Origin of the sequence: Sphingobium fuliginis, from assembly GCF_015074805.1 — a bacterium.
Classification (GTDB): domain Bacteria; phylum Pseudomonadota; class Alphaproteobacteria; order Sphingomonadales; family Sphingomonadaceae; genus Sphingobium; species Sphingobium fuliginis.
In genome coordinates this window covers 152,334-164,693 of record NZ_CP060036.1, presented here as the reverse complement: position 1 = coordinate 164,693, position 12,360 = coordinate 152,334, and the positions used below count along the sequence as shown (strand labels likewise).

The window sequence follows — 12,360 nt, the reverse complement described above, 5'->3', positions numbered from 1 at the left end:
GTGAACCGGACGCAAGATCGCGCGCGCCGGATCTTTATCGCCGCATCCCTTCAGGCGGAAAGCCGGTTGCCGCCCTTCGACCGGCTCAGGGCGTGATCAGGACCTTCAAGGCCTGGGTCTTCGCCGCCCGCCCGAAAACGTCATAGGCGTCCAATATGGCGTCCAGCGAAAAGCGGTGGGTGACGAGCTGCCCGGCGTCGATCTTCTCCGCAGCCACCGTCTTCAGCAGCATCGGCGTGGTCACCGTGTCCACCAGCCGGGTCGTCACCGTGATATTGTGCGACCAGAGCCGTTCGAGATGCAGGTCTGCCTTCCTGCCATGCACGCCGATATTGGCGATCACCCCGCCCGGCGCGACAAGGTCCTGGCAAAGCTCGAATGTGGCAGGGACGCCGACGGCCTCTATGGCTGCGTCGACGCCCTGTCCGTCCGTCAGGCCCCTGACGATCTCCACCGGGTCTTCGGACCGGCTGTCGATGGTGCGTGTGGCGCCGAACCGCCGCGCCACGGCCAGCCGGTTGGCGTCCATGTCGATCATGATGATCTGCGCCGGAGTATAGAATTGCGCGGTCAGCAGCACCGCCAGCCCGATCGGCCCCGCGCCCACGATCGCGACGCTGCTTCCGGGCGCGACCTTGCCGTTGAGCACGCCGCATTCGAAGCCGGTCGGCAGGATGTCGCTCAGCATCACCAGCGCTTCCTCGTCCATCCCCGCCGGAATGGGATAGAGGCTGGTGTCGGCATGGGGTATGCGGACATATTCCGCCTGCGTCCCGTCGATCTCGTTGCCCAGCAGCCAGCCGCCGGTCCTGCAATGGGAATAGATGCCGCGCCGGCAATAGTCGCACCGTCCGCAGGCAGTGATGCAGGAAATGAGGACATGGTCGCCGGGCGTGAAGTTGGTGACGGCAGGCCCGACGGAATCGATCACCCCGACGCCTTCATGCCCCAATATGCGGCCGGGCGCGCAACCCGGCACATCGCCCTTCAGGATATGAAGATCGGTGCCGCAGATGGTGGTGTGCGTCACGCGGACGATCGCGTCGCCGCCCTCCGCGATCTGCGGCTTGGCCCTTTCGCCCAGGCTCTTCTCGCCCGGTCCTCCATAGATCAAGGCTTTCACGATGGCCGATCCCTTCCAGATGGTTCGCCTCAGTGGCGATCCCCCGGAAGTTCCTCTCACCGGCCCTTCATTCCTATCCGTAGATTCCCGGACGGCGCCTGCCTGAACGCGCAAGCGGTCCTTGCCTCATCCTCTTGCCCGCCGGCCCGTGCCTAGAAGGCGACATTGTCGGCGCCCTTGAGGTCAAGGATGGCGCGGGTCTCCTCCGCCGTCGCGACCTCCAGCGACAGAAGTTCGAGGATGGACCGGATCAGCGCGACCTGCTCCGCATTGGATGTCGCCAATTTCCCCTTCCCTGCGAACAGCGAATCCTCCAGCCCCACCCGGACATTGGCGCCGTTCAGCGCCCCCATGGTGACGAACGGCAATTGAGCCGCCCGCTCGCCATCACATCTTCCGCTATGGCGGGCGCTTCCTGACGGACAACTTCCCCTGTTCCCGAATCCGGATCGTGCCGCTGGACCGCGACCGGATGGTGGGGCTTTTCAACCTCGGCATCGAAATACCGTTAGCGCCCTTCTTCGGCAGCATGGGCGTGGCGCGGCCGACCGCACGCGGCAGGGTCGATTCCTCGCCGCCCGCCATCCATCGTGGTAATATGGACAGCCACGCCACGCGCAAGGCGCTTCGCAACATGATCGACTTTCTGGGCGAGGCAGCGTTGCGGGCGATGGCTCGTCGACCGCAACAAGGGCGTGCATGTCGTGCTGCCGAAACGGTTGTTCGCGCAGTAGCGGCCGCTTCCCTGCGCGACAGGGCCGCTCCCTACAACGCCCGCAAGGCGCGGGCCGGCCGCACCGACATCAGCGGGATCGACCCCAACAGCCCGATCCCCAGTGTAAGCACCGCCCCCGCGCCCAGGGTCGAGAGTACGAGCAGCCAATCCGGCGCCCAGTGGAAATCGAATATCCGCACGATCACGAACCAGCCCGCGCCAAGGCCAAGGCCAAGCGCCACCAGCGCCAGCACACCGGCCAGCAGCGCATATTCAATGCCCTGCGCGCCCAATATCTGCCAGCGGGTCGCGCCCAGCGTCTTCAGGATCACACTGTCATAGGCCCGCGCCTGGCGCGACGCCGCAATCGCCCCGATCAGCACCGCGATCCCTGCCAGGATCGCGACCGATCCCGCCAGCACGATGGCCGTGGACATCTGCCCCAGCAGCACCGTGACCTGCGCCACCACCTCGCCCACGGCGATGATCGAGACGGAGGGGAAGGCCGCCAGCAGCGTGCGCGTCATCGCCCCTTCCGACGCGCCCTTCATCGTGATCGTCGCCGACAGGCTGTGCGGCGCGCTGCGCAGCGTGTTGGGGGAGAAGACCATGATGTAGTTGAAACCCATCGTCTCCCAATTGACCTGCCGCAGGGAGGCGATGCGCGCCTCGATCTCGCGCCCCAGCACGGACACGGTGAGCGTGTCGCCGATGCCGACGCCCATCACCTCCGCCGCCTCGCGGTCGAGCGAGACGAGCGGCGGCCCGGCATAGTCGCGGGGCCACCATTGCCCTTCGACCAGTTCCGACCCCTCGGGCAGAGCCTCGCTATAGGTGACGCCCCGCTCACCGCGCAGGAACCAGGCGCCCTCGGGCAGTTCCTTGAGGTCCGCCACCCGCTGCCCGCCATAGGCGACGATCGTCCCGCGTAGGGTCGGCACCATATTGACCTTGGCACCCGGCGCCTCCCTGCCGACCAGCGCAAGGAACCTGTCCCTGGCGGCGATGGGGATGTCCAGCACGAACTGGTCCGGCGCGGTGCGGGGCACGGTGTTGCGGATTTCGGCGCTGAGGCTCGACTGGATCGCCGCCAGCGTCACGAACAGCGTCAGGCCCAGCCCCAGCGCCACCACCAGCGCCGACGTCTGCGCACCGGGCCGATGGAGATTGGCGACCGCCAGCCGGGCAAGCGGACGACGCGGCGCGGGCAGCCGACGCGCGACGCGCCGGACCAATAGGCCGATGCCGGTCAGCAGCGCCAGCATGGCCGCGACCGCGCCCAGCATCGCCGCCGCGAACCAGGGCTCCCGCGCCGAGCCCAGCGCCAGCGCCACGGCGGCCGCCCCCGCCGCGCCCACCGCGATCATGCTCAGCCGATCGACCCCGCGCCGCCGGTCGACCGTTTCGCGGAACAGGGCAGCGGCGGGCAGGGTCCGTGCCCGCGTCAAGGGCGGCACGGTGAAGATGAAGGCGATCAGCAGTCCGTAAAGCGCGCTGGTGACGAGCGGCCAGGGCGCGATGGCGAAACCGGGCTGCACCGGCAATATGTCCCGCATCGCCGTCACCAGCCCCAGCGGCAGCACGACCCCCGCCGCCAGCCCGCAGCCAATGGCCAGCACGGCCACCGCGCCGATCTGCATCAGATAGATGCGGGCGATGTCGGCGGAGGAAGCGCCCAATATCTTCAACGTCGCAATGCCGTTGCGCTTGATCGCAAGATAGGAGGCTACCCCGTTGCTGACCCCGATCCCCGCTATAGCGAGCGCGGCGAGACCGATCAGCGACAGGAATTGCCCCATCCGCTCCAGGAAACGGCTGGTCCCCGGCGCCGCGCCGTCGCGGTCCTTGATCTCGAAACCGACAGAGGGGAAGGCGCGCTTCAGCCGCTCGCTCTCAGCCCCGGCATCCCTGCCTGCGTCCAGGCGGATGCGATATTTGCTCTCATACAGGCTGCCCGGCTGGATCAGGCCGCTGCGCCTGATGCCCTCTATGGAGGTGAGCGCGACCGGCCCCAGGGTGAAGCCCTCCCCCACCCGGTCCGGCTCCTCCGCGATGATGTCGCGGATGCGGAAGGTCGCCGCGCCATAGCGCAGGCCATCGCCCGGCTTCACGTCCAGCCGGTCCGCCAGCGCCTGTCCGATGACCAGCTCGTCGGCGCGCATAGGCCCGGCCCGCCCGCCTTTCAGCGCCAGCGCGCCATAAAGCGGGTAGGCCCCGTCCACGCCCTTGAGTTCGGTCAGCACGGCGGAGGGTCCGGCGCCCTCCCCCACCCGCTGCGCCATGGCCCGCAGTCTGATCGTCTCGCTCAGCACGCCCTCGCGCCGGAAGGCCGCCTTCTCCGCCGCGCTGGCCTCGCGCTGGGACATCGCCACCTCGACGTCGCCGCCCAGCAACACCTGCCCCTTGCTCGCAATCTCGCCGGTGATCGCGGCGGTCAGCCCGCCGATGGTCGCCAGCGTCGCCACGCCCAGGAACAGGCAGATGAACAGCAGCCGCAAACCCCGGAAGCCGCGATGCAGGTCGCGTTGGGCGATCCGCCAGCAGCCGCGCCAGCCCAGCGCAGTTTCGGGCCCCGTCACAGCCTCCGGTCCGCGACAATCAGCCCATCGCGCATCTCCACGACGCGGTCGCACCGCTCCGCCAGTCCGGGGTCATGGGTGATGATCACCAATGTCGCGCCATTCGCTTCCCGCCGGGCGAACAGCAGTTCGACGATCGCCCCGCTGGTCGCGCCGTCCAGATTGCCCGTCGGCTCGTCCGCGAAGATGATGTCCGGCCCCGGCGCGACGGCGCGGGCGATGGCCACGCGCTGCTGCTCGCCGCCCGAAAGCTGGGCCGGATAATGGTGCAGCCGGTGCCCAAGTCCCACCGCCTCCAGTTCGCTCGCCGCGCGCGCGAAGGCGTCCCCGAAGCCCGCCAGTTCCAGCGGCACGGCGACATTCTCCACCGCCGTCATGGTCGGCAGCAGGTGGAAGCTCTGCAACACGATGCCCACGCGCCCGCGCCTCGCCCGCGCCAGAGCGTCTTCGTCCAGCGGCCCATAATCGATCCCGGCGACCCGCACTTCGCCGCCGCTGGCGCGCTCCAGCCCCGACAATATCGCCATCAATGACGACTTGCCCGATCCCGACGGCCCGAGGATCGCCAGACTCTCGCCCCTGCGAATGGAAAGGTCGACGCCCTTCAAAATCAGCGTCGGCGCCTCGCGCGTGCCAAGCGAAAGGGTGACATTGCGCGCTTCAATCGCAATATGGGCAAGGGAGGACGAGCCGTGCATCAGCGAAAGGAACCCCATGAAGGCGGGAAGATGGTCGATATATGTGGGCGCCATGGCGATTGTGCAATTGCTCACCGCCTGTTCGGGCGAACCCGCCGCCGACAATAGCGCCGCGCCGACGGCCGAGGTCCAGAACGCCGCTGCCCCGATGGCCGACGGCAAGCTGGTCCTCGCCTTCGGGGACAGCCTCTATGCCGGCTATGGCGTGGCCCAGAATGAAAGCTTCCCTTTCCGCCTCGAACAGGCGCTGAAGGCAAAGGGACTGGCGGTTCAGGTCCGCAATGCCGGGGTTTCGGGCGAAACCTCTCTGGGCGGCATGCAGCGCCTCGCCTTCACGCTCGACGGCCTGCCGCGCAAGCCCGACCTGCTGCTGCTCGACCTGGGCGGCAACGACATGCTGCGCGGCCTGCCGCCGGAGGACAGCGAGAAGAATCTGCGCGCCATATTGGACCAGCTCAGGCAGCGGCAGATCCCCGTGCTGCTCACCGGCATGATGGCCGCGCCCAATATGGGCAAGGATTATGGCGCGAAGTTCGACGCCATCTATCCCCGGCTGGCGAAGGATTACGGCCTGCCGCTCTACCCCTTCTTCCTCGACGGGGTGATCGGGAATCCCAGGCTGATGCAGGCCGATTCCATCCATCCCAATCCGGCCGGGGTGAACATCATCGTCGGCAAGATCGCGCCGGTTGTCACGGGCTTGCTGAAGAAAAGCTGAGCGTGACCTGCTCCTGCGAAGGCGCGCTTTAGCCTCTTACCCAATCATCATCAGGCTGGCATTACCCCCCGCAGCGGTCGTGTTGATGGAGGTCGACACTTCCTCCAGCAGCCAATCGAGCGGGTACCCCCCATCCGCCCCCGCCACATGGACGCTGACGACAGGCCCCGGCAAGCCGGCCACGTCCCGAACCACCGCACCGATCCGCGCGGCATCGCCCTCGACCAGCACCGCCCCAAGCGGCCCATCCGCCTGCGATGTGAAATGCGCCGCAATAGGCGCGGGCAACCCCAGCGGCAGTTCCATGTCCCACAGCACCCCGCGATTGCCCGTCGCCAGTACCGCCGCCATCTGCTGCAACAACCCCTGCCGCGTCGCGGGCCGCATCCCGATCAGTCCTCGCGGATGCAGCGCATAGAGATTGCGCTCCCCCACCGGCCCGGGCAGGGTCATCTCAACGCCCAGCGCCGAGGCATCGCCACAGCGCCGCGCCATGGCCGAAGCCTCCGCCTCGCCCTTCGCCGCCAGCCAGTCGGCAAAATCGCTGAGCGGCGACCTTAGCGAACCGGCCCGCTCGGCAAAGACCGGCGGCACCGCCACCAGCCGCCCCAGATAAAGCGGCCCGCCCGCCTTCGGCCCGGTGCCCGACAGGCCCCGCCCGCCAAAGGGCTGCACGCCCACAATGGCGCCGATCACATTGCGGTTCACATAAAGATTGCCCGCCTTCACCCGCCCCGTCACCTGCGCGACGGTATCGTCGAGCCGCGTATGCAGGCCGAAGGTCAGGCCATAGCCGGTCGCGTTGATCGCATCGACCAGCGCGTTCAACCCGGCGCGAGGGAAACGGATGACGTGCAGCACCGGCCCGAACACCTCGCGCCGCAATTGCGCGATGTCCTCGATCTCGATGATCGTCGGCGGCACGAAGCTGCCATGCGCGGTTTCCTGCGGCAGCGGCTGCTGTTCCACCCCGCAGCCCAGCGCCCGCATCGCCTCTATATGCCGTTCTATCCCTTCCTTCGCTTCGTCGGTGATGACCGGCCCGATGTCGACCGCCAGCCGGTCGGTCCGCCCGACGCGCAATTCCCTGAGCGCGCCCTTCAGCATCGCCAGCGTCCGGTCCGCCACATCCTCCTGCAGGCAGAGGATGCGCAGCGCCGAACAGCGCTGCCCCGCGCTGTCGAAGGCGGAGGCGATGACATCCGCCACCACCTGCTCCGCCAACGCGGAGCTGTCGACGATCATCGCATTCTGCCCGCCCGTCTCCGCGATCAGCGGAATGGGCCTGCCCGAAGCAGAGAGGCGGGCGGCCAATTGCCGCTGGATCAGCCGCGCCACCTCGGTCGATCCGGTGAACAGCACCCCGGCGGTCTGCGGCGCCGCCACCAGCGCCGCGCCGATCTCCCCAGCGCCGGGCACAAGCTGCAACGCATCGCCCGGCACCCCAGCCTCATGCAGCAGTCGCACCGCCTCCGCCGCGATCAGCGGGGTCTCCTCGGCGGGCTTGGCCAGCACCGCATTGCCCGCGACCAGCGCCGCCGCGACCTGCCCGGTGAAGATCGCCAGCGGGAAATTCCAGGGCGAAATGCACACGACCGGTCCCAAGGCCACCTGTGCCGGGCCGAAGGCCGCCCGCGCCTGCGCCGCATAATAGCGCAGGAAATCGATCGCCTCCCGCACTTCGGCTATGGCGTTGGGCAGCGACTTGCCCGCTTCCCGCACGATCAGCCCCAACAGGATCGGCATGCGCGCCTGCATCGCGTCGGCGGCCCGCTCCAGCATCGCGGCCCGCTCCGCCACCGGCACCAGCGCCCAGCCGCTTCCCTCCGCGCGCATGACCGCCGCCCGCGCATGGTCCGCCGACGCCTCGAACACCGTCCCCACGACATCGCGCCGATTGGCGGGGTTCAGCACCAGCCGCGCCGTGCCTTCCTCGCCTTCCGGCGCCGCCGTCCAATTGATTTGCGCGCTTTCGGCCAACGCCTGCGTCAGCCTCGCCAGCGCATTCTCGTCGCTCAGGTCGATCCCGTCCGAATTGCGCCGATCCGGATACAGTTGGGACGGCAGCGCGATCTCCGCATGCCGGGCCCCCGGATGCGGCATCGCCAGCACCTGCTCGACCGGGTCCGCGATCATCTCCTCCACCGGCACCGCCGGATCGGCAATACGGTGCACGAAGGAACTGTTCGCGCCATTTTCCAGCAGCCGCCGCACCAGATAGGCCAGCAGCGTCTCATGCGTGCCGACCGGCGCATAGATGCGGCAGGGACGGCCCAGATTCCCCTTCCCCACCACCTGCTCATAGAGCGGCTCGCCCATGCCGTGCAGGCACTGAAACTCATAGTCGCCCAGCGTGAAACCCGGCCCCGCCAGATGATGGACCGTAGCCAGCGTCTGCGCATTATGCGTCGCGAATTGCGGGAACACCCGGTCACGCGCCGCCAGCAGCTTCTTCGCGCAGGCGATATAGGCGACGTCCGTATGCAGCTTGCGCGTATAGACCGGGAAGTCCGCCATCCCATCGACCTGCGCCCGCTTGATCTCCGCGTCCCAATAGGCGCCCTTGACCAGCCGCACCATGATCCGCCGCCCGGCGCGCTGGGCCAGATCGACGATCCAGTCGATGACGAAGGGACAGCGCTTGCCATAGGCCTGCACCACGAAGCCCAGCCCATTCCACCCCGCCAGCTCCGGGTCCAGCGCCAGACTCTCCAGCAGATCGAGCGACAATTCGAGCCGATCCGCCTCCTCCGCGTCGATATTGAGGCCGATGTCATAGCCTTTGGCGAGCAACGCCAGCTCTTTCACCCGGGGCAGCAATTCCCCCATGACCCGCTCCGCCTGGGCGCGGGAATAGCGCGGATGCAGCGCCGACAGCTTGATTGAGATGCCCGGCCCGGCATAGACGCCGCGCCCGTCCGACGCCCGCCCGATGGCATGAATCGCCTGCCGGTAATCCTCCAGATAGCGGGCCGCGTCCGCCGCCGTCGCCGCCGCCTCCCCCAACATGTCATAGCTGTACTGGAAGCCCTTCGCCTCTTCCGTCCGAGCCCGCTTCAGCGCTTCCCCGATGGTCTCGCCGGTCACGAACTGCTCGCCCATCATCCGCATGGCGAGGTCGACGCCGCGCCGGATCACCGGCTCGCCCAGCCGCGCCACCAGCCGGGTCAGCGCCGCGCCCAAACCCCGGTCGTCCACGCTGCCGACCAGCTTGCCCGTCACCACCAGCCCCCAGGTCGCCGCGTTGACGAACAGCGACTTGCCGCCGCCCAGATGCCCGCCCCAGTCGCCGTCAGCGATCTTGTCGCGGATCAGCGCGTCGCGGGTCGCATCGTCGGGAATGCGCAGAAGCGCCTCGGCCAGGCACATCAGCGCCACGCCCTCCTGGCTGGAGAGCGAATATTCCTGCACCAGCGCCTCGACCCCGCTGCCCTTGCCGTTGGCGCGCAGCGTCGTCACCAGCCTGCGCGCCATGTCGCGGACCCCCTGCCGCATGGCGTCGGGCAGCGCGGCGGCTTCCAGCAGGGGCGCCAAGCACGCGGCTTCATCGCGGCGATAGGCGGCGGTGATGGCCTGGCGGAGCGGCGACTGCGGCCGGATGGCGGGGGCGAAATCGGTGAAGGGAGGCGGGTTCGTCATGTGCGCCATGATAGGAAAAACATGGCATGCAATCCGACTTATAAACAGCTCATGTTAAGGCAATCTGCCTTATTTATCGCGATTATCCCGTCAAATCATCCACCGTATCCACCCAAAAAGGGCAAAAATCCGCCTGCCGTCAATCCTCGTCAATCAGGATGCGCACAGCCGCCCCATCCGTATCCTCGAACTGGCCATTGCCCAACGCCCAGAAAAAGGCCGCCAAGCCCAACAGCCCCAGCCCAAGCGCAATCGGAATCAACAGGCTGAGACCGGTCATTTCACGACTCCTTTCAGGCGCAGGGCATTGACGATCACGATCAGCGAGGATGTCGACATCGCCACCGCCGCGACCAGCGGCGTCACCTTCCCCGCTATGGCCAGCGGCACCGCCAACACATTATAGCCGATCGCCAGCGCGAAATTCTGCTTCACCACCGCGACCGTCCGCCGCGCCGCATGCACGGTCAGCGCCACCGGCGCCAGCCTGTCGCCCAGGAACACGGCGTCGGCGGTGAGCTGGCTCGCATCGCTGGCGGAGGCGGGCGCCATGCTGGCATGCCCCGCCGCCAGCGCCGGACCGTCGTTCAGCCCGTCCCCGATCATCAGCACCTTCTCGCCCCTGGCCTTCAACCGGTCGATCAGCGCCAGCTTGTCGGCGGGGCGCAGATGGCCGATGGCGGTGGTGCGGGTTTCGCGGGCGATCTCCTCCAGCGCTTCGGGCCGGTCGCCGCTGGCGATCAATATCTTCAGCCCCATGCCGCGCAGCACGTCCAGCGTGTCCGCCGCATCGGGACGCAGCGCGTCGGTGAAGCCCAGCAGCAAGGCCTGATCCCCGCGCCGATATTCCGCGGCCAGCCCGAATAGGTTGATCAGGCTGCGCGGACGCGCCAGCGACACGGCCACGCCCCCATAGTCCCCGAACACGCCCTCTCCGGCGACTTCGCGGACATTGTCGAGCGCGGCGGGCGTCACCCCCCGCGCCTCCAATGCTTGCCGCAAGGCGACGCTCAGCGGATGGCGGGACGCCCGCGACAGGGACAGCAGGATCGACCGGTCGTCCCGCCACAGACGGCGCAACCCCTGCGGCACCGGACGGCCCAGCGTCAGCGTGCCAGTCTTGTCGAACACCGCCTCGCTGACCTCCGCCAGCCGTTCCAGCGCCGACCCGTCCTTGACCAGCACGCCCCGCCGCATCAGCGCGCCGCAGGCGACGATCTGCGCCGCAGGCACCGCCAGCCCCAAGGCGCAAGGACAGGTGATCAGCAGCACGGCCACCGCGATCAGCAGTGCCTGATGCACGCCCGCCCCGGCGATCATCCACCCCGCGAAGGACAGCGCCGCCAGCAGATGGACGCAGGGCGCATAGAGCCGCGCCGCCCGGTCCGCGAGGCGCACATAGCGCGACTTGCCCTGCCCCGCCTCCTCCATCAGCCGGGCGATGTCGGCAATGACGGTGTCGGCCCCCGCCGCCGTCACCTCCACCCGGATCGGCCCGTCGATATTGAGCGCACCCGCCTGCACATCGTCGCCGGGATGCACCCGCACCGGCGCACTTTCCCCGGTCAGAAAGGCGATGTCGAGCCCGCTTTCCCCCTCCGTCACACGCCCGTCGGCGGCCAGCCTTTCGCCCGCCGCCACCAATATCGTCATGCCGGGGCGCAGCGCGTCGGCCCGCGTCCACCGACTGCTCCCGTCCGCCTCCAGCACCAGCGCCCCCGGCGCGGTCTGCTTCAGCAGCGCCGCCACGCCCGCCCGCGCCCGCCCGCGCATCATGCTGTCGAGCGAACGCCCCGCCAGCAGGAAGAACAGCAGCATCACCGCCCCGTCGAACCAGGCATGCGCCCCACCGGTGACGGTCTCATAGAGGCTCATCCCGGTCGTCAGCAGCACGCCGATGCTGATCGGCACGTCCATATTGGTCCGCCCCTGCCGCAACGCCGCCCAGGCCGAACGGAAGAAGGGCTGGCCCGCATAGGCCACCGTCGGCAGGGCGATCAGGGCGGAGAGCCAGTGGAACATCTCCCGCGTCGCGCCCGCCGCCCCGGACCAGACAGACACCGACAGCAGCATGATGTTCATCGCCGCGAAGCCCGCCACCACCAGCGCCCGCGTCAGCCGCCGGCTTTCGGCCGCCGCCACGTCCAGCCCCGCATCGGCCAGCGGCTCCGCCTCGAACCCCAGCGCGGCGATGGCGGCGCGCAGGTCGGGCGGGGTCAGCGCCGGATCGTGCCGGATGGCGACCCGCTTCGCCCCCATATTGACCCGCGCCGACAGGATGCCGGGCTGGCGCGGCAGGCCCTCCTCGATCTTGGCGATGCAGCCGACGCAATGGATGCCGGGGACGGCGAACAGGCTTTCGACTGTCTCTTCCGCCACCGGATCGGCGATCAGCGCTTTCGTGGCCATCAGTCGACCTCCCTCAAAAGATGCTCATCGCGCCCGGCGAGGCGCAGGTCGAAACGGACCTGCCAACGGCCCTTCGGCAAAGCACGATCGCTGGCATAGACGCCCGGCGCAGTTTCACGGAAGACCAGCGACAAGTCCGGCGCCCGCCCCAGCGGATGCTGCGCCACCGCCGTCACCTGGCCGCCCGCCACTGGCGCGCGCCTGGCGTCGGTAAGGGCCAAGCCGACATGCCGCGCCGTATCCAGCGTCACCCGGTCCCGCCATCCCAGCCGCTTCTGCGCCCGCGCCTGCGCCAGCCAGCCGTTGAACTTCTGGCTGGCGACATAGCTGTTCTCGACCACCGTGCCGCCGAAGGACCGCACCGCAACGGTCGCCATCAGCATGTTGACCGCGATCACCACGGCGAAGAACGCCGCCAATATCGCCGTCATATGCCAGCCGGTGAAGCGGCGGATGGGGGATGGAGCAGGGGTCATGCT

General features: G+C 68.5%; 10 protein-coding genes. 1 reads left to right on the top strand and 9 read right to left on the bottom strand.

Annotation, left to right across the window (positions count from 1 at the left end; translation table 11 throughout):
* Nucleotides 1–85: 85 nt before the first annotated feature.
* The 5 genes from H5V43_RS17075 to H5V43_RS17055 all read right to left on the bottom strand — a co-directional run bounded on the left by H5V43_RS17075 (nt 86) and on the right by H5V43_RS17055 (nt 5,133).
* Nucleotides 86–1,123 carry a zinc-dependent alcohol dehydrogenase family protein gene (locus H5V43_RS17075; RefSeq protein ID WP_025548735.1) on the bottom strand — a complete coding sequence of 346 codons (1,038 nt, stop codon included), beginning with the start codon at nt 1,121–1,123 and terminating at the stop codon, nt 86–88.
* A 152-nt stretch (nt 1,124–1,275) separates the two neighbouring features.
* Entirely contained in the window at nt 1,276–1,491 is a 216-nt protein-coding gene (locus H5V43_RS17070) for a 3-keto-5-aminohexanoate cleavage protein (RefSeq protein ID WP_025548736.1), read from the bottom strand.
* A 31-nt stretch (nt 1,492–1,522) separates the two neighbouring features.
* Nucleotides 1,523–1,759: a hypothetical protein gene (locus H5V43_RS17065; RefSeq protein ID WP_025548738.1), complete on the bottom strand. Its 237-nt coding sequence runs from the start codon at nt 1,757–1,759 to the stop codon at nt 1,523–1,525.
* A 129-nt stretch (nt 1,760–1,888) separates the two neighbouring features.
* Entirely contained in the window at nt 1,889–4,417 is a 2,529-nt protein-coding gene (locus H5V43_RS17060) for an ABC transporter permease (RefSeq protein WP_193666854.1), read from the bottom strand.
* The gene (locus H5V43_RS17055; RefSeq protein ID WP_128830728.1) at nt 4,414–5,133 is read right to left on the bottom strand and encodes an ABC transporter ATP-binding protein; all 720 of its coding nucleotides are present in this window, start codon (nt 5,131–5,133) and stop codon (nt 4,414–4,416) included. Before H5V43_RS17055 ends, H5V43_RS17060 begins: the two co-directional genes overlap by 4 nt.
* On the opposite strand from H5V43_RS17055, the gene H5V43_RS17050 reads away from it, so the two are divergent.
* Nucleotides 5,132–5,833 carry an arylesterase gene (locus tag H5V43_RS17050; RefSeq protein WP_025548740.1) on the top strand — a complete coding sequence of 234 codons (702 nt, stop codon included), beginning with the start codon at nt 5,132–5,134 and terminating at the stop codon, nt 5,831–5,833. The two genes, H5V43_RS17055 and H5V43_RS17050, sit on opposite strands and share 2 nt — an antisense overlap.
* Before the next feature lie 36 nt (nt 5,834–5,869).
* Here the strand turns inward: H5V43_RS17050 and putA are convergent, their stop codons facing one another.
* The 4 genes from putA to H5V43_RS17030 form a co-directional block, all read right to left on the bottom strand.
* A complete protein-coding gene (gene putA, locus H5V43_RS17045; RefSeq protein WP_193666853.1) occupies nt 5,870–9,472 on the bottom strand; it encodes a trifunctional transcriptional regulator/proline dehydrogenase/L-glutamate gamma-semialdehyde dehydrogenase in 3,603 nt (1,200 codons plus the stop codon).
* 139 nt (nt 9,473–9,611) lie between these two features.
* Nucleotides 9,612–9,752, bottom strand: a complete 141-nt coding sequence (ccoS, locus tag H5V43_RS17040; RefSeq protein WP_007688161.1) for a cbb3-type cytochrome oxidase assembly protein CcoS — start codon at nt 9,750–9,752, stop codon at nt 9,612–9,614.
* Nucleotides 9,749–11,881: a cation-translocating P-type ATPase gene (locus H5V43_RS17035; protein WP_193666852.1), complete on the bottom strand. Its 2,133-nt coding sequence runs from the start codon at nt 11,879–11,881 to the stop codon at nt 9,749–9,751. Before H5V43_RS17035 ends, ccoS begins: the two co-directional genes overlap by 4 nt.
* A complete protein-coding gene (locus H5V43_RS17030; protein WP_025551939.1) occupies nt 11,881–12,357 on the bottom strand; it encodes a FixH family protein in 477 nt (158 codons plus the stop codon). Before H5V43_RS17030 ends, H5V43_RS17035 begins: the two co-directional genes overlap by 1 nt.
* Between the last annotated feature and the right edge of the window lie 3 nt (nt 12,358–12,360).

Bases quoted from the DNA above. Each gene is read 5' to 3' on its own strand.
- H5V43_RS17065 (WP_025548738.1), bottom strand. From the start codon at position 1,759: ATGTTGCGAAGCGCCTTGCGCGTGGCGTGGCTGTCCATATTACCACGA.
- H5V43_RS17050 (WP_025548740.1), top strand. From the start codon at position 5,132: ATGAAGGCGGGAAGATGGTCGATATATGTGGGCGCCATGGCGATTGTG.
- H5V43_RS17055 (WP_128830728.1), bottom strand. From the start codon at position 5,133: ATGGGGTTCCTTTCGCTGATGCACGGCTCGTCCTCCCTTGCCCATATT.
- putA (WP_193666853.1), bottom strand. From the start codon at position 9,472: ATGACGAACCCGCCTCCCTTCACCGATTTCGCCCCCGCCATCCGGCCG.
- ccoS (WP_007688161.1), bottom strand. From the start codon at position 9,752: ATGACCGGTCTCAGCCTGTTGATTCCGATTGCGCTTGGGCTGGGGCTG.
- H5V43_RS17035 (WP_193666852.1), bottom strand. From the start codon at position 11,881: ATGGCCACGAAAGCGCTGATCGCCGATCCGGTGGCGGAAGAGACAGTC.
- H5V43_RS17030 (WP_025551939.1), bottom strand. From the start codon at position 12,357: ATGACCCCTGCTCCATCCCCCATCCGCCGCTTCACCGGCTGGCATATG.